We start from the raw sequence: 19,910 nt of genomic DNA, 5'->3' as shown, positions 1-19,910 counted from the left end.
GGGGCGCGCGGCCATGACGGCGCAGACTGAGACGACGCGCGCGCGCCATGGCGGCGTGGCCGCCCTTCGCGCGATCGGCTGGCTGTCGCAGGCCTGCGGCCTTGTCGCCTCGCTGATGATCCTCGCCTCGGTGCTGATCACCTGCCAGATGATCTTCATCCGCTATGTTCTAGGCGGGTCGACCATCTGGCAGACCGAGGCGGTGATCTACCTGATGGTCGGGGCGACGATGCTCGGGCTGCCCTATGTCCAGTATCTGCGTGGCCATGTGAATGTCGACCTGGTGCCGCTGGCGCTGCCGATGGCGGCGCGACGGGTGCTGGCGGCGGTGGTGCTGTGCCTCTCGCTCGCCGTTCTCGGGGTGATGTTCTTCCACGGTTTCGAGTTGTGGCTGATGGCGTGGGAGCGGGGCTGGCGCTCGGAGACGGTCTGGGGCGTGAAGCTCTGGATACCCTACCTCGCGCTGCCCGTCGGCTTCGGCCTGTTCATCCTGCAGCTCGCCGCTGACCTTGCGGGGGTGGTGCTGGGCGTCGACCGGCCCTTCGGAGTGCCGGACGCAGACGCCGGGGAGGACGCCTGATGGATCCGCTCACGCTCGGCGGCGTCGTCGCCCTCGCGACCATTCTGGTCCTGTTCTCCGGCGTCTCGGTCGCGACCGGCCTGCTGATCACGGCTGGCGGCTTCCTGCTGGCCTTCGACGGCATGCGCTCGCTGGAGCTGATGCCGGAGATCTTCTTCGGCAAGCTCAACGACTTCGCGCTGCTGTCGATCCCCATGTTCATCATCATGGGGGCCGCGATCTCGTCCACCCGCGCCGGCGCCGATCTCTACGAGGCGCTCGACCGCTGGCTGACCCGCGTGCCCGGCGGGCTGGTGGTGTCGAACCTCGGCGCCTGCGCGCTGTTCGCCGCCATGTCGGGCTCGTCGCCGGCCACCTGTGCGGCCATCGGCAAGATGGGCGTGCCCGAGATGCGGCGGCGCGGCTATCCCGACACCGTGGCCGCCGGCTCCATCGCCGCAGGCGGCACCCTGGGCATCCTGATCCCGCCCTCGGTGACGATGATCGTCTATGGCGTCGCGACGGAGACCTCCATCGGCCGGCTGTTTCTCGCCGGCGTCGTGCCGGGGCTGATGCTGGTCACGCTCTTCATGGCCTGGTCGATCTACGCGACCTGGGCCTCGGGCAACGCGAAGGTGCTGGAGAGCCGCAGCTTCACCTGGGCGCAGAAGATCGAGATCCTGCCGCGGGTCGGGCCGTTCCTGGCCGTCATCGTCGGCGTGCTGTTCGTGCTCTACGGCGGCGTCGCGACGCCGTCGGAGACGGCGGCGGTGGGCGCGCTGCTCTGCATCGGCATCGCGGTCGTGATCTACCGGCTGTGGAACCTGCCGGCGCTCTGGGCGATCCTGCGCGACAGCACGCGCGAGAGCGTGATGATCCTGTTCATCATCGCGGCGGCGGGCGTGTTCTCCTACATGCTGTCCTCGCTGTTCATCACCCAGTCGATCGCCGCATGGATCACGGAGCTCGACGTGAACCGCTGGGTGCTGATGGCGGCGATCAACCTGTTCCTGCTCGTCGCGGGCTTCTTCCTGCCGCCGGTCGCGGTGATCCTGATGGCGGCGCCGATCCTGCTGCCGGTGATCCTCGCCGCGGGGTTCGACCCCTACTGGTTCGCAGTCGTGCTGACGATCAACATGGAGATCGGGCTGATCTCGCCGCCGGTGGGCCTGAACCTCTATGTCATCAACGGCATCGCGCCCGACATTCCATTGAAGACCATCCTGCGCGGGTCGATCCCCTATGTGATGTGCATGGTCGTCGCCATCCTGATCCTCTGCGTGTTCCCCGGCCTGGCGACGGGCCTGCCGGACCTGGTGATGGGGCCCGTGCTGTGAGCGTCGTCTCGGATCTGCTTGAGCGCGTGTCGGAGATCGGCAACGCCCTGCTGCCCGGGGCGGCGACACGCGACGCGCCGCTCGAGGATCTCTGCGAGCGGCTTGCCTCCGGGCGCGGCGAGGCCACCGGTCTTGCGCTGGCGGGCCGGGTGCTCGACCGGCTGGAGGCGATGGACGACGCCGCCAGGGTCGAGGCCTTCGCCATGCTGGCCGAACGCTTCGGCCCCAACCGCGCGCGGCTGGAGGCCGCCGTCGAGGCGTGGCGCGCCGCGCCCGACGACGACGCGCTGGCGCGCGCGGTGCATTTCTCCTCGGAGCCGAGGTCGCAGGAGCTGGTGCGCCGCCTGAACAGCCCGCCGGGCGCCACCGCCCGGCTGGTGCGGCTGCGGGCGGCGCTGCTGCGGGCCCTGCGGGAGAATTCGCGGCTGGAGGGGCTCGACCGCGACTTCCGGCACCTGTTCGGCTCGTGGTTCAACCGCGGCTTCCTGCGCATCCAGCGCATCGACTGGAGCACGCCGGCCGAGGTTCTGGAGAAGATCATCTCCTATGAGGCCGTCCACGAGATCCGCGGATGGGAGGAGCTGCGCCGCCGCGTGGCCGCGCCCGACCGGCGGCTCTACGCCTTCTTCCATCCGGCCATGCCCGGCGACCCGCTGATCTTCGTGCAGGTCGCGCTGACCGCCGATATTCCCGGCGCCATCGGCCCCGTGCTGGCCGAGGATCGCGCGCCGCACCCGGCCGAGCAGGCGCGCGTCGCCGCCTTCTACTCGATCACCAACTGCCATGAGGGGCTGCGCGGCGTCTCCTTCGGCGCGTTCCTGATCAAGCAGGTGGTCGAGGAGCTGAGCCGCGAACTGCCGCGGCTGCGCACCTTCGTCACGCTCTCGCCGATCCCCGGCCTGCGGGCGTGGCTGGCCGGCGGCGCGCCGGAGCTGAGCGACGAGGCGCGCGCGACGATGGCCGCCGAGCCGCCGCCGCCCGACGCGCTGGCGCGGGCCGCCGCGGTCTATCTCGCCGAGGCAAAGTCCCGCGGCGGGCCGCTCGACCCGGTGGCGCGGTTCCACCTCGGCAACGGCGCGGTGCTGCACCGCGTCAACCCGGAGGCCGACGCCAGCGAACGCGGGATGGCCGCGTCATGGGGCTGCATGGTCAACTATCTCTACGATCTCGATGCGATCGAGCGGAACCACGAGGCCTTCGCCGGCGAGGGAGCCATCGCGACGGCCCCGGCGGTGCGGCGCCTCCTGCCGCGCCGCTGAGGGCAGCTGAGGAAAGACGACGATGTATGACGAGAACCACCTCGCGCAGGCGCTGCGCGCGGCGTCCGTGGGCGACGACGCCCGGCTCTTCGCCCGCCATGACGGTGGGGAACTGAGCTACGGCGCGCTTTTCGCCGGGGCCGAGCGCATGGCGGCCGCGCTCGCCGCGGCGGGCGTGAAGCCCGGCGACAGGGTCGCGGCGCAGGTCGAGAAGTCGCTTGAGGCCGTGCAGCTCTATCTCGGTTCGGTGCTCGCCGGCGCGGTGTTCCTGCCGCTCAACACCGCCTACACGCCCGCCGAGGTCGGCTATTTCCTCGGCGACGCCGAGCCGGCCGCCTTCCTGTGCGATCCGGGCCGGCGCGAGGCTCTGACGGGCGCGGCGAAGAACGTGGGCGCGGTCATGACGCTCGACCGCGCCGGGCGCGGCACGCTGCGCGACGCCGCCGACGCCGCCGACGCCGGCTTCGGGGCGGTTCCGCGCGGGGCGGAGGATCTCGCGGCGATCCTCTACACCTCCGGCACCACCGGGCGCTCCAAGGGCGCCATGCTCAGCCACCGGGCGCTGACGTCGAACTCCCTGACGCTCCGCGACGTCTGGCGGTTCACCGCCGCCGACGTTCTGATCCACGCCCTGCCGATCTTCCACACCCACGGCCTGTTCGTGGCGACCAACGTCACGCTGATGGCCGGCGGCGGCGTGTTCTTCATGGCGAAGTTCGACGCCGACGCTGCGCTCGGGGCGATGGCGCAGGGCGCGACCGCGATGATGGGCGTGCCGACCTTCTACACCCGGCTGCTCGACCACCCCGGCCTGACGCGCGAGGCGACGGCGGGCATGCGCCTCTTCGTCTCCGGCTCGGCGCCGCTGCTGCCCGAGACGCATGACGCCTGGCGCGCGCGCACCGGCCACGCGATCCTGGAACGCTACGGCATGACCGAGACCAACATGAACACCTCCAACCCCTATGACGGCGAGCGCCGCGCCGGCACGGTGGGCTTCCCGCTGCCGGGGGTGGACCTGCGCGTCGCCGACCCCGAGACGGGCCGGTCGCTGCCGCAGGGCGAGATCGGCGTGATCGAGGTGAAGGGCGACAATCTATTCTCTGGCTACTGGCGGATGCCGGAGAAGACCGCGGAGGACATGCGCGCCGACGGATTCTTCATCACCGGCGACCTCGGCGTGATCGACGATCGCGGCTACGTCTCCATCGTCGGCCGCGCCAAGGATCTGATCATCTCCGGCGGCTTCAATGTCTATCCGCGCGAGGTGGAGGAGCGCATCGACGCTGTGGTGGGCGTGAAGGAGAGCGCCGTGGTCGGTGTGCCGCACCCCGATTTCGGCGAGGCCGTGGTCGCCGTGGTGACGCCGGAGAAGCCCGATTCTGTCGACGAGGCGGCGGTGATGACCGCGATTTCGGCCGATCTCGCCCGCTACAAGCACCCCAAGCGCGTCGTGATCGTTGACGAGCTGCCGCGCAACGCGATGGGCAAGGTGCAGAAGAAGGCGCTGCGCGAGACTTTCGGCCGGCTTTTCACCGACGCCGCCGGCGCGTGATTCTGCAGACGGCGGGATGCGCCGCCGCGTCTCATCGCCTATGTCGGCGACGGGCGGGGCCGGTCGGCGGCCGGCGCACCGAATGCGGAGAACAGACGTGCCGATGATGCGGACCCTTCCCACCAGATCGCCGCGATCACGGGTCGCGGCGCTGGGAGCGCTGATCATGCTCTCTCTCGCCGCCGGCTGCGGCGAGGACATCGACGAGAACCCGCGCGTGAAGCGGCTTGAGAGCGAGCTTGAGCTCGCGCTGGAGCGCTCCGAATCGCTGGAGCGGCGCCTTGCGGAGTCCACCAGCCGGGCGGGCGAGACCGAGGCGCTGCGCGAGCAGCTGGTGGCTTCTCAGGCGCGCGTGGAAGAGTTGGAGACGCCGGCGGGCATGGCCGAGGCCACGCGCGAGGTCGAGAACCTCGCGGAGACCCGGCGTCTCCTGGTGGAGGCGGTGTCGGCGCTGCGCACGCTGGACAGGTCGCTGGAGCGTTCCGCCGCCACCGCAGCGCCAGAGGCTTCCGACGCGCCGGCCCAGCGTCCCGACGCCGACATGCGCGCCGAGATCGATCGCGCCGCGGAGGCGATCACCGGCGCCGCCGGCACGCTCGGGCTGGAGATCAGCGGCCTGCCCCGCTGAAGCTGCGGGGGGCCCGCCCGCGTCGCGCCGTCGCTACTCCGCCGCCGCCCTCTCTGACTCGGTGGCGGCGGAGGCGACGGCGGCCCAGGCCTCCTCTGCCGTCTCGACGAACTGGAGCAGGTCGAGATCCTCCGGGGACACGGTCCCGGCCTCCACCAGCGCGTCGAAGTCGATCACGCGCCGCCAGAACGCCTCCCCGAACAGCAGCAGCGGCACCGGCGCCATGCGCCGCGTCTGGATCAGCGTCAGCGCCTCGAACAGTTCGTCGAGCGTGCCGAAGCCGCCCGGAAACACCGAGATCGCCGCGGCGCGCATCAGGAAATGCATCTTCCTGATGGCGAAGTAGTGGAAATTGAAGCTCAGCTCCGGCGTCACATAGGCGTTCGGGGCCTGCTCGTGGGGCAGGACGATGTTCAGCCCGATCGACGGCGCGCCGACCTCTGCGGCGCCCATGTTGCCGGCCTCCATCACGCCGGGACCGCCGCCGGTGACGACGACGAACTCGCCGCCGCCGCGCTTGAGGCATTCCAGGCTGCAGAGCTGCGCGAACTTCCGCGCCTCCTCGTAGTAGCGCGACATCTCCGCCATCTGCGGCGTGCGCGCCTGGGCGCCGCCCGGGCGGATGCGGGCCCCGCCGAACATCACCACCGTCGAGACGATGCCGCGCTCTGCGAGCGTCAGCTCGGGCTTCAGCAGCTCCAGCTGGAGGCGGACCGGCCGCAGCTCCTCGCGGCGCAGGAAGTCGGTGTCGGCGAAGGCGAGGCGATAGGCCGGCGCGCGGGTCTGCGGCGTCGACGGGATGCGTCCCGCCGCCTCGACGTCGCGCGTCGCGGAGGGAAACACCGATGCGCGATGCTTCTGCTCGTCCTTGTCGTCCACGCCGCTCACTCCCGCCAGCAGGGGCGCATGCGTTGCGCGCCCCCGGAGCGCCGCGTATAGCGCCAACCTTGACGCAGGTAAAACGGGGGAGAAGGGGCGCATGAGCCACGCGGGTCTTGAGACGGCGATCGAAGCGGCCTGGGAGGCGCGCGACGGCGTCTCCGTCGACACCAGAGGCGAGACGCGGGAGGCCGTCGAGGCGGCGCTGGAGCTGCTCGACAGCGGCGCCGAGCGGGTGGCCGAACGGGGCGCGGACGGCGCGTGGACGGTCAACCAGTGGCTCAAGAAGGCCGTGCTGCTCTCGTTCCGCCTCAACCCGATGGCGGCCGTCGCCGGCGGCCCCGGCGGCGCGACCTGGTGGGACAAGGTTCCCTCGAAGTTCGAGGGTTGGGGCGAGAGCGAGTGGCAGGCGGCGGGTTTCCGCGCCGTGCCCGGCTGCGTCGTGCGCCGCTCCGCCTACATCGCGCCGGGCGCGGTGCTGATGCCCTCCTTCGTCAACCTCGGCGCCCATGTCGGCGAGGGGACGATGGTGGATGCGTGGGCCACTGTCGGCTCCTGCGCGCAGATCGGGCGCAACGTGCACCTTTCCGGCGGCGTCGGCATCGGCGGCGTGCTGGAGCCGATGCAGGCCGGCCCGACGATCATCGAGGACGACTGCTTCATCGGCGCGCGCTCGGAGGTCGTCGAGGGCTGCATCGTGCGCGAGGGCGCGGTGCTCGGCATGGGCGTCTTCATCGGCAAGTCCACCAAGATCGTCGACCGCGCGACCGGCGAGATCACCATGGGCGAGGTGCCCGCCGGCGCCGTCGTGGTGGCCGGCTCGCTGCCGGGCAAGCCGATGGGGAACGGCGAGCCGGGGCCGGGTCTCTACTGCGCCGTCATCGTCAAGAAGGTCGACGCGCAGACCCGCTCCAAGACCTCGATCAACGAGCTGCTGCGCGACTGACCGCGGCGCCGGGGCGTTCGGGTCGAGACCCGGACGCCCCTGGCGGCACTGGAGGGGCCATGGACGTCTTCACGCTGCTGGTTCAGTGCGGCCGCGCGCCCGGCGACGGCCTGCCCGACGGCTCCACCGGCGCCGCGCTGGTCTGCTACGCGAGCGGCAGGGACGAGGCCGAGGCGGTGCGGGAGACGGTCGCCATCCTCAAGGCCGCCGGCCTCGCGCCGCTCGACGTGCAGGGCTATGGCGGCGTCGCCGACCGGGAGGCCGAGGGCGACGAGATCGGCGACGACGACCGCGCGCTTATGGCCCGCGCGCGCGACGAGAACGCCGTCATCGTCGCCCAGATGGAGCCGCTCTTCGACTGAGAGCGCGTCCGCCGGCGACGCCCGACCGCCTGCGAGAAATATTCGCGCCGGCCTCGACGGCCCCGCTTGCGGCGCGGCCGGGCAATCCCACTTCATCTCCGGTCTGTCCGTCCATCGGGGCCGGCTTTCCGGGAAACAGCGCCATGCGCGCACTCATCCTCTCCGCTCTCTGCCTGTCCTCCCTCGCCGGCGCCGCGCTCGCGGACCAGACCTCCGGCCAGATCGCGACCTATGATCAGGCGCGCCGCGTCATCGTGCTGACCGACCGGACCGTGTGGCCGCTGGCGGCGCAGACGGAGGTCTCCACCGAACTCGCCGCCGGGAAGCGCGTCGTGATCACCTTCCTAAGCGACGGCGACAACGGGCTCGGCCGCGTGCTGAGCGTCATCCCGAAAGGCTGAGCGCGCCGCGGCGCGCGGCGGCTTGACCCGCCGGGCGCGGACGGGCCTTGTGAGTGCGCGCGGCCGCAAGCGTACGGCGGCGCCTCCCTGACGAGAGTCCCGCCCATGCCCGAGCCGATAGACCCCGTCGCCCTGACCTCCGCGCTGATCCGCTGCGCGTCGGTGACGCCCGCCGACGACGGGGCCATCGACGTCGTGGCGGCTGCGCTGTCCGCGGCGGGCTTCCGCACGACCCGCTGCGACCGCGGCGGCATCGCGAATCTCTACGCGCGCTTCGGGGCCTTGGGGCCGGTGCTGGGGTTCAACGGCCATACCGACGTCGTCCCGGTCGGGGACGCGGCGGCCTGGACGCATCCGCCTTTCGGCGCGACGGTGGCTGGCGGCGAGCTCTGGGGGCGCGGCGCGGTGGACATGAAGTCGGGCGTCGCGGCGTTCGTCGCGGCCGCCTGCGCCTGGGCTGCCGGCGATCCGGCGCGCGGCTCGCTGGCGCTGCTGATCACCGGCGACGAGGAAGGCGACAGCGTCGACGGCACGCCCGCCATCCTCGACTGGATGCAGGCCAACGGCGAACGGCTCGACGCCTGCATCGTGGGCGAGCCGACCTCCGTCGAGACGCTGGGCGACATGATCAAGATCGGGCGGCGCGGCAGCGTCACCGCGCAGCTCGCGATGCGCGGCGTGCAGGGCCACACGGCCTACCCGCATCGGGCGCGCAACCCGCTGCCGGCGCTGGCGCGGCTGCTCGACCGGCTGGCGAGCCGCCCGCTGGACGAGGGCACGGCGCATTTCGACCCCTCCACGCTCGCGATCACGACGGTCGACGTGGGCAACCCGGCCTCCAACGTGATCCCCGCCGAGGGACGCGCCACCGTCAACATCCGCTTCAACGACATGCATGACGGCGCGGGCCTCACGGCGATGCTGCGCGCCGAGGCGGAGGCGGTCGCCGCCGAGTTCGGCGTGACCGCTTCGGTGTCGACGCGGATCTCCGGCGAGGCGTTCCTGACGCCGCCGGGGCCCTTCACCGACCGCGTCGCCGCGGCGGTGGCGCGGGCCACCAACCAGACGCCGAAACTCAGCACCACCGGCGGCACATCCGACGCGCGCTACGTCAAGGACCACTGCCCGGTCGTGGAGGTGGGCCTCGTCGGGCGCGGGATGCACGCGGTCGACGAGCGCGTGCCGGTGCAGGACGTGCGGCGGCTGGCGGAGGTCTACCGCGCCGTCATCGAGGATTTCTTCGCAAGCTCCTGACGGCCGGGGCGCGCCTCATCCGCCCGAGACGCCCGCCTCGGCGAAGGTCGCCATGCCGCCGTGGCAGGCGAGCGCCGCTTTCACCGTCAGCGCCGCCACCGCGGCGCCGGAGCCCTCGCCGAGCCGCATGCCGAGGTCCAGCACGGCCTCCAGCCCCAGCGCGTCGAGCATCCGGCCATGCGCCGCCTCGCCAGAGCGGTGCCCCGCGCGGCAGTGCTCGAGCGCGCCGGGACTGGCGTGGGCGAGCGCGGCGGCGGCGGCGGTGCAGATGAAGCCGTCGAGCAGCACCGGGGTGCGGCGGGCGCGGGCGGCGGCGACGGCCCCGGCCATGGCGGCCATCTCCAGCCCGCCGAGACGCCGCAGCGCCTCAAGCGGATCGGCGGCGGCTTCGGGGTGGGCCGCGAGACCGGCGGCGACCACGGCGGTCTTGGCGCGAAGGCCGGCGTCGTCGACGCCGGCGCCGCGCCCCGTCCATGCTTCCGCGCCGCCGCCGAACAGCGCCGCCGCGACCGCCGACGCCGCCGAGGTGGCGCCGATGCCCATCTCGCCGGCGATGAAGAGGTCGGCGTCGGGGTCCACCGCGTCCCAACCGGCGCCGAGAGCCTGCAGGAAGCGCGCCTCGTCCATCGCGGGGCCTTCGGTGAAATCGGCCGTGGGCCGGCCCACGCCGACGTCCACGACGTCGAGCCGCGCCCCGAGCAGGCGGCTGAGCTGGTTGATGGCGGCGCCGCCGGCGGCGAAGTTGCCCACCATCTGCGCCGTGACCTCGGCGGGGAATGGCGACACGCCGCGGCGCGCAACCCCGTGGTCGGCGGCGAACACGACGATCTGCGGGCGCTCCAGCGCGCCGCGCGCCACGCCGCGCCAGCCGCACCACCAGACGGCGATCTCCTCCAGCCGTCCCAGCGCGCCGGGCGGCTTCGTCAGCCGACTGTTGCGCGCCTCCGCGGCGGCGCGCGCGGCGCGGTCGGGCCCCGGCGCGGCGGCTAGGGCGGCGCGGAAGGCGTCGAGGCTGGCGAAGGGCATGGCGGCTCCGGCTATGAGGCTGTATCAGCCGAGGCGGTAGCCCGCGCGCGCGTCGCGGGCAATCCGCGGACCCCCTGGCGGAGCGCGACCGATGCGCCTTTTCGACCTCCGAGACCCGCTCCATGCGCTCAGCCTGCTGACGCGCATCCCGGCGCCGGTCGACCACGCCCGCGCGGCGGAGCGCGCCGCGGCGGCGGCGTGGGCGTGGCCGCTGGTCGGCGCGCTGGTCGGCGCGCTGACGGGTGCGGCGCTGTGGCTCGGCCTGGCGCTGGGCCTGCCGCCGCTCGCCGCCGCCGCCGCTGCGCTGGCGGCGTCATTGACGCTGACGGGCGCCTTTCACGAGGACGGGCTGGCCGACTGCGCCGACGGCTTCGGGGGCGGAATGGACCCTGCGCGGCGCCTGGAGATCATGCTCGACAGCCGGGTGGGGACGTTCGGCGCATCCGCGCTCGCGCTCGCGCTGCTCGCCAAGGCCGCCTTCATGGCGGAGACCGCGCCGGCGCTGACGGTCGCGACCTTCGCCGCCTCCGGCGCGGTGAGCCGCGCCGTCGTGCCGCTGATCTTCAGGCTAGGGCCGCAGGCGAAGCCCGGCGGAATGGCGGCGACGGCGGGCGCGCCGGGCTGGGCCACGGTCGTCGCCGCGCTGGCGGTCGGCGGCGCCGTCGGCGCGCTGGCGCTCGGCTGGCGGTCGGCGGGCTGGATGACGGCGGCGGCGCTTGCGGCGGCGCTGGCGACGCGGGCGGTCGCGCGGGCCAGGATCGGCGGCGTCACCGGAGACGTGCTGGGCGCGGCCCAGATGGCGGGCGAACTGGCGGCGCTGGCCGCGCTCGCGGCGCTGCTGTCGCCGGAGTGAGGCGGCGCCTCGTGCGGCGCCGCCCTCGGTTCACTTCTTGGCGGCTTCCACCGACTTCATCAGGATCGTCTCGGCCTCGGCCTTGTCGCCCCAGCCGATGACCTTGACCCACTTGCCGGCCTCGAGGTCCTTGTAGTGCTCGAAGAAGTGCTTGATGCGGTCGCGGGTCTTCTCGACGATGTCGGTCAGGTCCTGGATGTTGGCCTGGAACGGGTCGACCTTCTCCACCGGCACGGCGATGATCTTGTCGTCCATGCCGCCGTCATCCTCCATCTTCAGCACGCCCACCGGGCGGCAGCGGATGACGACGCCGGGGGCCAGCGCGAAATCGCACAGCACCAGCACGTCGGTGGGGTCGCCGTCGTCGTGCAGGGTGTTCGGCACGAAGCCGTAGTTGCACGGGTAGAACATCGGCGTGTTCACGATGCGGTCGACGAACACGGCGCCGCTGTCCTTGTCGATCTCGTACTTCACGGGCGCGCCGCCGCCGGCGCCGCCGGTGATCTCGATCACTACGTTGACGTCCTTGGGCGGGTTCTTCCCCGCGGGGATGGCGTCGAGATTCATGATGTCTCCATTGATCTTGTTGCGGCTGCGAAGGCCGCCGCGCTGGGTTTTCGCGGATCGCCTAGCACAGCGGCGTCCGGCGGCAAAGCGCCGTCACGCGCCGCGCCGCTGCGCCCGAAGGTTCAGGACGTTGCCCAACAGGATCAGCGCGGCGCCGAGGGCGAGCGCCAGTTCGACCGGCTCGCCGTAGAGCGTCAGCCCCACGACCGCAATGACCGGCAGGCGCAGGAACTCCATCGGCGCCACCACCGACGCCGGCGCGAAGCCCAGCGCCCGCGTCAGCCCCATATGCGCCGAGAGGCCGCAGACGCCGACGAAGAGCACCCAGGGAAGCGTCTCCGGCGTCACGCCGGCGACGCCGCCGGGCAGGGCGCAGGCCAGCCCCATCAGCATCTGGCTCAGCGTCATCCAGAACAGGACGCAGAGCGCGCCGTCGCGCCGCATCAGCCCGCGGGTGAAGATGTTGGTGAGCGCGAAGCCGAGCGCGGAGGCCAGCGCCGCGAGATGCCCAAGCTCCAGCGGCGCGACGCCGGGCTGCGCGATCACGAGCACGCCGGCGAAACCGAGCAGCGCGGCGACCAGCTTCCAGCGCGTCAGCGTCTCGCCGAGCAGCAGCGGCGCCAGCATCGCCACCCAGATCGGGTTGGTGAACTCCAGCGCGACGAGCTGCGCGAGCGGTATCGTGGCGACGCCGTAGAACCAGAGGTTCTGCCCTGTGAAATGGATCACGTTGCGGCGCACATGGCCCCAGGGCTGCGCAGTCGCCGCCCCGCGCCAGCCGTGCAGGCGCAGCAGCAGCGCCGCGACGATCGGCAGACCGATGGCCGAGCGATAGAACATGATCTCGAAGGTGTCGTAATGGGCGGAGAGCTCGCGCCCGGCGACGGCCATCGCGGCGAAGGAGACGATGGCGAGGCCCATCCAGCCTGCCGCCGCCATCGGGCGGGCGGTCGGGTGGCCGTCAGCGGCGACGGTCATGGCGAGAGGCGGCAGCAACCCGTGAGGAGGCGGTCGCCGTCGAGCACGTCGACGGTCCAGGCCTGCGTGCGGTCGGACATCCCGTCGGCGCAGGCGAGCGGGCGCAGCACCGCCACCAGCGGGCCATAGTCGACGCGCGCGGGGAAGGCGGACATGCCGACGGCGGGCGCGACGCCATGCAGGGTGAGCGCGGGTCCGTCTCCGTCGGGGCTGCGCAGCGTCGTGGCCGCTTCGAGGCGCAGCGACCAGAACGGCTCTGTCCCCGAACAGAGCAGCCCGTCGGGCGCCTGCGAGCCGGCGAGCATGGGCGTCTCCGTCGGCGAGAGCGCGTCGCGCGCCACCCATCCGTCCCGCTCGCCAAAGCCGATGCGCAGCCAGGCGCCGTCCGCGCCGGTCGATTCGACGGGCGTCGCGCCGGGCTCAAGCGCGCCGATCACGTCGCCGCCCGGCGCGTCGCGCACCGGCAGCGGGTGCGCCGGCGCGGTGAAAAGCGCCTGTGCATGGGCGAAGCCCGCCAGCAGGCCCGCCAGAAGCGATGCGATCGGCGCGGCCCGGTTCACTCCCATTCGATCGTCCCCGGCGGTTTCGACGTGACGTCATACACCACACGGTTGACGCCCCGCACCTCGTTGATGATGCGGCCCGCCACACGGCCGAGAAAGTCGTGCTCGAACGGATAGTAGTCGGCGGTCATGCCATCGACGGACGTCACGGCCCGCAGTGCGAGAACGTAGTCGTAGCTCCGCCCGTCCCCCATCACGCCGACGCTGCGCACCGGCAGCAGGGCGGCGAAGGCCTGCCAGATCTCATCATAGAGGCCGGCGTTGCGAATCTCCTCCAGGTACACCGCGTCAGCACGCCGCAGGATGGCGAGCTTCTCCGCGGTGATCTCACCGGGACAGCGGATCGCCAGGCCGGGGCCGGGGAAGGGATGCCGGCCCACGAATCGCTCGGGCAGCCCGAGTTCCCGGCCCAGCGCCCGAACCTCGTCCTTGAAGAGCGCGCGCAGCGGCTCGACGAGCCCGAGGTTCATGCGCTCCGGAAGGCCGCCGACATTGTGGTGGCTCTTGATCGTGACGGAGGGGCCGCCGGTGACGGAGACCGACTCGATCACGTCGGGGTAGAGCGTTCCCTGCGCAAGAAACTTAACTTTACCAATGCTTTCCGCGTGTTCCTGAAAGACGTCTATGAAGATCTTGCCGATGGTCTTGCGCTTCTGCTCGGGGTCGGTCACGCCGTCGAGCGCGGCGAGGAAGCGCGGCCCCTCGTCGGCGTGGATCAGCGGGATGTTGTGGTGGTCGCGGAACAGGCCCACCACCTCGTCCGCCTCGCCCTCGCGCATCATGCCGGTGTCGACGAACACGCAGGTCAGGCGCTCGCCGATGGCCTCATGAACCAGAACCGCCGTCACCGCGCTGTCGACGCCGCCCGAAAGCCCGCAGACCACGCGCGCATCGCCCACCTTGGCGCGGATGGCGGCCACGGCCTCGTCGCGGTAGGCGGCCATGGTCCAGTCGCCCTTGAGCCCGGCCACCCTGAACAGGAAGTTCTCGTAGATGCGCTCGCCGCGCAGGGTGTGCATGACCTCGGGGTGGAACTGCACGCCGTAGAAGCGCCGCGCCTCGTCCGCGATCGCCGCGCAGGGCGCGCCGGGCGAGGCGGCGATGACGTGGAAACCCGGCGGCGCCGCCGCTACGCGGTCGCCATGACTCATCCAGACCTGCTCGGCGGCGCCGGTCTCGACCCATCCCTCGAAGAGCGGCGAATGCGCGGCGACGGTGAGGCTCGCGCGCCCGAATTCGCGATGGCGCCCGCCCTCGACCTCGCCGCCGAGCGCCGAGACCATCGCCTGCTGGCCGTAACAGATGCCGAGAACCGGCACGCCCGCCTCGAACACGGCGGCGTCCGGCATCGGCGCGTTCGTTTCGAGGACGCTGGCGGGGCCGCCCGAGAGAATGATCGCCCGCGGCGCGAACCCGGCAAGGAAGGTGCGGTCCACGCGGGCGAAGGGGACGATCTCGGAATACACCCGCGCCTCGCGCAGGCGGCGGGCGATCAACTGCGTCACCTGGCTGCCGAAATCGACGATCAGGACGCGTTCATGCTGGGGCGGGTTCATCGCGCCCGCGTAAGCGCGCGCGCGGATTCGCGCAAGCGGCGGCGATGCTGCGGCCTGCGCGCCGCCGGCCGGGCGCCGCCGCAGGGGGGCGGGCGCGTCTGGCCGGCGCGGAGCGGTGGTCGCGGGATCAGGCCACGGGATCAGGCCGCGCGGGATTTGGTCTCAAGCCCGCCCGACTGCTTCAGCGCGGCGGCCTCGGCGAGGAGCGCGGTGAGCAGCTTGACGTGGCGCGCCGGTGCGTAGGTGGGGTCTCCCGCCAGCCGCGCGGCGTTGGCGGCCGCCTCCGCCGACATGATGGCCGCCACGAGGCGAACGCCGGAAGCGCCTGATCCCTGTGGCAAAAGGCCCGGCAGATCGCGCTGGCGCCGATAGAGCGTCGCGCCCACACGGGCCGCGGCGGCGAGCAGGCGCGGCCGCGAGAGCGTCGCGAGCGCCGCCTCCGCCGCTTCCAGCGCAAGGGTGAGGGGCTGTGCTTCGATCATGATCTCAGGGCGCATTTCGCTCTCCGTCGCTGCGTTCATGGCGACAATGCGGCGCCACGGCAGGTGTTCCACACTTCGTAAACGCAGCGCACGGTGACGGGTAGTTAATTGAGTTTGCGGTAAGATTTACGTTTTCCACAAAGTGCCGGACTTAAACCATTCTTCACACATGCCGGTTAGCGCTGATTTTCACCAAATTGGGCGTAAAGCCTGGAAGCGGTTGGAGACGACGCCTTGCGCACCCACCATGTCACCCTGCGGGCCTGCGTCAGCGCGATGCGCGCCAGTCTCGCCGAGGCGCCGCCAAGGCGGGTCGAGGACGCTGCGCTCTATCTCGCGCATGTGGAGGGCGCGGCGCCGCTGAGACGTCTCGCCGAAGCGGCCGGGAAGGCGCCGGCCAGCGTTCACCGCGCGATCCGCCGCATGGAGGCGCTGCGGGACGACCCGCTGATCGACCGCGCGCTCGAGACGCTCGGCGCGGTGGCGCGCGGGGCGATGGGCGGGGTTGGCTGCGCGGACGACGGCGCGGCGCCCGGCGCCAGGGACGACGGCGACGCGGACGGTCAGTCCGGCGCCGCCGCGCCGGCGCTCATCTCGGACTACGGCCGTCGCGTGGCGGCGCGCGCGCTTGAGCGGCTCAGCGAGCCCGAAGCCTTCCTGATGATCGCCGACGGCGCCGGCAAGGCGGGCGTTTTCTGCCGCAAGAACCGGTTCCGCCGTCCGCTGGGCCTGCTGACGCTGGAGGCGGCTGCGGAGCTTGCGGCGCGGGACTGGGTGCGATGCCTCTCCCGGACGAACTGCTCGGCGAAATACGTCATCTCCGAGGCGGGGCGGGCCTGGTTGAGGACGGTTCTGGCGCGCGAGGCTGAGAACCAGCCAGCTGCGCCTGCCGCCGATTGCGGCGAAGGCCCGGCGGAGCCGACGCCGGCGCCGCAACTGCGCGCCTGTCTCGCCGAGACGCCGCTCGCATGGCTCGCCACGCGTCGCGGGGCGGACGGGGCGCCGTTCCTGACGCCTGCGGAGGTCGAGGCGGGCGAACGTCTCGTCGGCGACTTCGAGGCCGCGCATCTGGCGGGCGAGGCCCTGCAGGACTGGCGCGGGCTCGTCGCGCCGCGCGCTCCGGGCGGGGACGCCTCGCCCCCTGTCCTGGCGGCCGACAGGTTCGGCCGGGCGCTCGAGGCGCTTGGACCGGGACTTGCGGACGCGGCCCTGCGGACTTGCTGTCTGCGCGAAGGGCTCGAGTCGACCGAACGCCGCATGGGGTGGTCCGCGCGGTCCGGCAAGGTCGTGCTCAAGATCGCGCTGCAGCGGCTGAGCGACCACTACGGGCTGACGCCCGCGGCGGCGCGCGGCGCCGGGACCGTCGCCATGCTCCCCGAACGGGCCGCCTGAGCGCGTCAGGCGCGCTCCTCGGGCTCCGCCGCGCCGCGCTCATGGTACGGGGTGCGGCCGAACTGGTCGCGGTAGCATTTCGAGAAATGCGCCGATGACGTGAAGCCGCTCGCCAGCGCCACGGCGATCACGCTCATGTCGGTCTGCAGCAGCAGCCCGCGGGCGCGCTGCAGTCTCAGTTCCATGTAATAGCGTTTGGGGCTCTTGTTCAGATAGCGTCTGAAAAGGCGCTCAAGCTGTCGCGTGGACATCCCGGCGCCTTCGGCGAGGTCTGACGGGCTCACCGGCTCCTCGATATGCGCCTCCATCCGCTTGATGATGGTCACCAGCCGGGGGTGGCGCGTCCCGAGGCGCGCCGGGGCGGAGAGACGCTGCTCCTCGGCGGCGCCGCGCATCGAGCCGACGATCATCTGGTCGGCGACGAGGCGGGCGAAGTCGGGGCCGTGCTCGTCGCCGATCAGCGCCAGCATCATGTCGGCCGCCGCCGCGCCGCCGGCGCAGGTGAGGCGGTCGCCGTCGATCTCGTAGACGCGGTTGGTGATCTCGACGTCCTCGAACTCCTCGGCGAAGGCGGCGCGGTTCTCCCAGTGGATCGTGCAGCGCCGCCCTTCGAGCAGGCCCGCCCGCGCGAGCACATGCGCCCCGGTGCACAGCGCCCCCATGCGCGAGCCGAGCCGGGCCTGGCGCCGCAGCCATGTGAGCACCGGCTTGCTGGCGGCCTTCTGCACCTCCAGCCCGCCGCAGACGAGCACGGTGGCGTCGCGCGGCGCGGCGTCGAGCGGGCCGTCGACGCTCACCGCGGCGCCGTTGGAGCATCGCGCGGGCTCGGCCGTCTCGGCCACGAGGCGCCACGCGTAGAGCCGGCCCCGCGCGAGCCGGTTGGCGATGCGCAGGGGCTCCAGCGCCGCGGCGAAGGCGATCATGGAGAACTGATGCGTCAGCAGGAAAACAAAGAGCTTTGGGGCCGCCGGCGGCTGGACCGGCGACGGTTCGGGCCTGACCGTCCTGCGGAGCTGTTCGACCATCGGCTCAGGTGACGTGCGGCCCGATGCGGCGTCAAGCCGCGAGCGCGCCCTGAAACTGGCGCAATCCGCCGCGTGGCGATAAAGAACCGTCGCAAGAAGACAGGTTCGCGACGGGAGGCGGCGATGACGCAAGTGTGGGACAGGGCGAGCTGGCGGCGCAAACCGGCCATGCAGCTTCCCGAATACGCCGACGCGGCGCGGCTAGGCGTCGTCGAGGGCAAGCTTGCGAGCTATCCGCCGCTGGTCTTCGCCGGCGAGGCGCGGGCGCTGACGAAGCGGCTGGGGGAGGTGGCGCGCGGCGAGGCGTTCCTGCTGCAGGGCGGCGACTGCGCCGAGAGCTTCGCTGAGTTCTCCGCCGACACCATCCGCGACACGTTCCGCGTCCTGCTGCAGATGGCGGTGGTGCTCACCTACGCCGCCAAGAAGCCGGTGGTGAAGGTCGGGCGCATGGCCGGCCAGTTCGCCAAGCCCCGCTCGGCGCCCACTGAGAAGGTCGGCGATCTGGAGCTGCCCTCCTACAAGGGCGACATCATCAACGAGGACCTGCCGACGCTTGAGGCCCGCACGCCGGACCCTGACCGGATGCTGCAGGCCTACCTGCAGTCCGCCGCGTCGCTGAACCTGCTGCGCGCCTTCGCGCAGGGCGGCTACGCCGACCTGCACCGCGTGGCGAGCTGGAACCTCGGCTTCACCCAAGGCTCGCCCGAGGCGGAGAAGTACCAGGCGATGGCCGAGCGCGTCTCGACCGCGCTCGACTTCATCAACGCCTGCGGCGTGAACGCGGGCAACGCCAACGTCTTGCACGGCGTGAGCTTCTTCACCAGCCACGAGGCGCTGCTGCTGCAGTACGAGGAGGCGCTGACGCGCGTCGACTCGACCTCCGGTAAATGGGTCGCCGGTTCGGGCCACATGCTCTGGATCGGCGACCGCACCCGTCAGCTTGACGGCGCCCATGTCGAGTACTGCCGCGGCGTGATCAACCCGCTCGGCCTGAAATGCGGCCCGTCGCTGGAGGCCGACGACATGTTGCGACTGATCGACCGGCTGAACCCGGCCAACGAGCCGGGGCGGCTGACGCTCATCGCCCGCGTCGGGGCCGGCAAGGTCTCCAAGCACCTGCCGGGCTGGATCCGCGCCGTCGAGCGCGAGGGCAGGCATGTCGTCTGGTGCTGCGACCCGATGCACGGCAACACGATCAAGTCCGACACCGGCTACAAGACGCGGCCCTTCGACCGGGTGCTGGCCGAGGCGCGGGAATTCTTCGAGGTCCACGCCGCGGAGGGCACCCACGCCGGCGGCGTCCACTTCGAGATGACCGGCAAGAACGTCACCGAATGCCTTGGCGGCATGCACAATCTCGCCGAGGCCGACCTCTCCAGCCGCTACCACACCGCCTGCGACCCGCGGCTGAACGCGAGCCAGGCGCTGGAGCTTGCGTTCCTCGTCGCCGAGGAGCTGGACAAGACCGCCGCCGCCCCGAGGGCTGAGGCGGTCTGAGAACGGCGAACGACGCCGGGCGACAGCCCGGCGCGCCTCGCGACGGCCCGCGGCGGCAGTACGCCGAGGGCGGCGCGTGATAGGCGCCGACGCGTGGTCGCGCGCCGCACCCGCCAAGTTGTGCGGCGCGATACGTCAGCTTGCGGGGCAGGCGTTTCCGGCAGAGAGGCGCTCCGGTTTTTGCGGGGCGACGGACGCCATGACGATGGCGCTGTTTTGGCGCGCCTGCCTTGGTGTTTCCGTCGCATGTCGCGTGGGGAGGTGGGCAATCCCACAGCGCTTCGACTCGCGTTGGCGAAGGGGCCGATTCGCGCGGAAGGCGGCCTGTGGCCTGAAGGCGCCTCGCTCGACCCTTGGCCCGTGCGACCAGCACGGGCCGCGCCCTCCCTCCCCCAAGGGAGGGCGCATTGCAACGCCTCAACCCGCTGCGCCGTCGAAGTTGTTTGCGCCATAAACCGCGCCGCTCAGCCGTCGCGAAGCGCCCACCCGAGGGAGGGCGCGGCCCTCATCGCTCAAGAGGCGCCGCGGGGCGGACGGCCGCCTTCCGCGCATGGCGGCCCTTCCTGCATTCGATCCGCCGTCCGCTTGCGCCGCGTCGCGACAGAATTCGCGAAGGAATGAAAACGGGCCGCCCGTGAGGGCGGCCCGCGATCCGGCCGAACGGCGCCGCCCACGTGGGCGGCGGTTCGGTCCCGCTTACTCGATGATCTTGGAGACGACGCCGGCGCCGACGGTGCGGCCGCCTTCGCGGATGGCGAAGCGGAGCTTCTCCTCCATGGCGATCGGCGCGA

21 protein-coding genes are annotated in these 19,910 nt (G+C 72.1%); 12 read left to right on the top strand and 9 right to left on the bottom strand.

Going from position 1 to position 19,910, the window contains the following annotated elements; translation table 11 throughout:
* The first annotated feature begins 13 nt into the window (after positions 1–13).
* The 5 genes from BLW43_RS05515 (at position 14) to BLW43_RS05495 (ending at position 5,338) form a co-directional block, all read left to right on the top strand.
* Positions 14–580 carry a TRAP transporter small permease subunit gene (locus BLW43_RS05515; RefSeq protein WP_093250099.1) on the top strand — a complete coding sequence of 189 codons (567 nt, stop codon included), beginning with the start codon at positions 14–16 and terminating at the stop codon, positions 578–580.
* A complete protein-coding gene (locus tag BLW43_RS05510) occupies positions 580–1,896 on the top strand; it encodes a TRAP transporter large permease (RefSeq protein ID WP_093250096.1) in 1,317 nt (438 codons plus the stop codon). Before BLW43_RS05515 ends, BLW43_RS05510 begins: the two co-directional genes overlap by 1 nt.
* The gene (locus BLW43_RS05505; protein ID WP_093250092.1) at positions 1,893–3,155 is read left to right on the top strand and encodes a malonyl-CoA decarboxylase; all 1,263 of its coding nucleotides are present in this window, start codon (positions 1,893–1,895) and stop codon (positions 3,153–3,155) included. The genes BLW43_RS05510 and BLW43_RS05505 overlap by 4 nt, the downstream gene beginning before the upstream one ends.
* A gap of 22 nt (positions 3,156–3,177) precedes the next feature.
* Entirely contained in the window at positions 3,178–4,710 is a 1,533-nt protein-coding gene (locus BLW43_RS05500; RefSeq protein WP_093250089.1) for a malonate--CoA ligase, read from the top strand.
* Between the two features lie 166 nt (positions 4,711–4,876).
* Positions 4,877–5,338: a hypothetical protein gene (locus BLW43_RS05495; protein ID WP_093250086.1), complete on the top strand. Its 462-nt coding sequence runs from the start codon at positions 4,877–4,879 to the stop codon at positions 5,336–5,338.
* Between the two features lie 33 nt (positions 5,339–5,371).
* On the opposite strand, the gene BLW43_RS05490 is transcribed toward BLW43_RS05495, so the two are convergent.
* Positions 5,372–6,217, bottom strand: coding sequence for an LOG family protein (locus tag BLW43_RS05490; RefSeq protein ID WP_425441166.1), 846 nt, complete (start codon positions 6,215–6,217; stop codon positions 5,372–5,374).
* A 100-nt stretch (positions 6,218–6,317) separates the two neighbouring features.
* Here BLW43_RS05490 and dapD point away from each other — a divergent pair, with 100 nt between their 5' ends.
* The 4 genes from dapD (at position 6,318) to dapE (ending at position 9,180) form a co-directional block, all read left to right on the top strand.
* On the top strand, positions 6,318–7,163 hold the full coding sequence (gene dapD, locus BLW43_RS05485) for a 2,3,4,5-tetrahydropyridine-2,6-dicarboxylate N-succinyltransferase (RefSeq protein ID WP_093250079.1): 846 nt from the start codon (positions 6,318–6,320) through the stop codon (positions 7,161–7,163).
* Between the two features lie 59 nt (positions 7,164–7,222).
* Positions 7,223–7,525: a hypothetical protein gene (locus BLW43_RS05480; RefSeq protein WP_093250077.1), complete on the top strand. Its 303-nt coding sequence runs from the start codon at positions 7,223–7,225 to the stop codon at positions 7,523–7,525.
* A gap of 143 nt (positions 7,526–7,668) precedes the next feature.
* Positions 7,669–7,926, top strand: a complete 258-nt coding sequence (locus BLW43_RS05475) for a hypothetical protein (protein WP_093250074.1) — start codon at positions 7,669–7,671, stop codon at positions 7,924–7,926.
* 105 nt (positions 7,927–8,031) lie between these two features.
* A complete protein-coding gene (dapE, locus tag BLW43_RS05470; RefSeq protein WP_093250072.1) occupies positions 8,032–9,180 on the top strand; it encodes a succinyl-diaminopimelate desuccinylase in 1,149 nt (382 codons plus the stop codon).
* 15 nt (positions 9,181–9,195) lie between these two features.
* Here dapE and cobT read toward each other — a convergent pair whose 3' ends face one another.
* Positions 9,196–10,206 carry a nicotinate-nucleotide--dimethylbenzimidazole phosphoribosyltransferase gene (gene cobT, locus BLW43_RS05465; RefSeq protein WP_093250068.1) on the bottom strand — a complete coding sequence of 337 codons (1,011 nt, stop codon included), beginning with the start codon at positions 10,204–10,206 and terminating at the stop codon, positions 9,196–9,198.
* Between the two features lie 91 nt (positions 10,207–10,297).
* Here cobT and BLW43_RS05460 point away from each other — a divergent pair, with 91 nt between their 5' ends.
* On the top strand, positions 10,298–11,059 hold the full coding sequence (locus BLW43_RS05460) for an adenosylcobinamide-GDP ribazoletransferase (protein ID WP_093250061.1): 762 nt from the start codon (positions 10,298–10,300) through the stop codon (positions 11,057–11,059).
* Positions 11,060–11,089: 30 nt separating this feature from the next.
* Here BLW43_RS05460 and ppa read toward each other — a convergent pair whose 3' ends face one another.
* The 5 genes from ppa to BLW43_RS05435 form a co-directional block, all read right to left on the bottom strand.
* Positions 11,090–11,626, bottom strand: a complete 537-nt coding sequence (gene ppa, locus BLW43_RS05455; protein ID WP_093250058.1) for an inorganic diphosphatase — start codon at positions 11,624–11,626, stop codon at positions 11,090–11,092.
* 93 nt (positions 11,627–11,719) lie between these two features.
* Positions 11,720–12,604, bottom strand: coding sequence for a DMT family transporter (locus tag BLW43_RS05450; RefSeq protein WP_093250055.1), 885 nt, complete (start codon positions 12,602–12,604; stop codon positions 11,720–11,722).
* On the bottom strand, positions 12,601–13,170 hold the full coding sequence (locus BLW43_RS05445; RefSeq protein ID WP_139283990.1) for a peptide-binding protein: 570 nt from the start codon (positions 13,168–13,170) through the stop codon (positions 12,601–12,603). Before BLW43_RS05445 ends, BLW43_RS05450 begins: the two co-directional genes overlap by 4 nt.
* Positions 13,161–14,723: a glutamine-hydrolyzing GMP synthase gene (gene guaA / locus BLW43_RS05440; RefSeq protein ID WP_093250049.1), complete on the bottom strand. Its 1,563-nt coding sequence runs from the start codon at positions 14,721–14,723 to the stop codon at positions 13,161–13,163. Before guaA ends, BLW43_RS05445 begins: the two co-directional genes overlap by 10 nt.
* A 140-nt stretch (positions 14,724–14,863) precedes the next feature.
* Entirely contained in the window at positions 14,864–15,220 is a 357-nt protein-coding gene (locus BLW43_RS05435; RefSeq protein WP_093250045.1) for a DUF6477 family protein, read from the bottom strand.
* 219 nt (positions 15,221–15,439) lie between these two features.
* Here BLW43_RS05435 and BLW43_RS05430 point away from each other — a divergent pair, with 219 nt between their 5' ends.
* Positions 15,440–16,597, top strand: a complete 1,158-nt coding sequence (locus BLW43_RS05430; RefSeq protein WP_093250042.1) for a DUF6456 domain-containing protein — start codon at positions 15,440–15,442, stop codon at positions 16,595–16,597.
* Between the two features lie 5 nt (positions 16,598–16,602).
* On the opposite strand, the gene BLW43_RS05425 is transcribed toward BLW43_RS05430, so the two are convergent.
* A complete protein-coding gene (locus tag BLW43_RS05425) occupies positions 16,603–17,622 on the bottom strand; it encodes a GlxA family transcriptional regulator (RefSeq protein WP_093250039.1) in 1,020 nt (339 codons plus the stop codon).
* 123 nt (positions 17,623–17,745) lie between these two features.
* Here BLW43_RS05425 and BLW43_RS05420 point away from each other — a divergent pair, with 123 nt between their 5' ends.
* Positions 17,746–19,119 carry a class II 3-deoxy-7-phosphoheptulonate synthase gene (locus tag BLW43_RS05420; RefSeq protein ID WP_093250036.1) on the top strand — a complete coding sequence of 458 codons (1,374 nt, stop codon included), beginning with the start codon at positions 17,746–17,748 and terminating at the stop codon, positions 19,117–19,119.
* Between the two features lie 696 nt (positions 19,120–19,815).
* Here BLW43_RS05420 and BLW43_RS05415 read toward each other — a convergent pair.
* The coding region (locus tag BLW43_RS05415) for an EF-Tu C-terminal domain-related protein (RefSeq protein ID WP_132546659.1) at positions 19,816–19,910 on the bottom strand (95 nt) is incomplete at its 5' end.

It is taken from the genome of Rubrimonas cliftonensis, assembly GCF_900107585.1.
In the GTDB taxonomy this organism is placed as follows: domain Bacteria; phylum Pseudomonadota; class Alphaproteobacteria; order Rhodobacterales; family Rhodobacteraceae; genus Rubrimonas; species Rubrimonas cliftonensis.
Note: the sequence above shows the minus strand (reverse complement) of the source record. Positions and strands in the feature narration are given on the sequence as shown.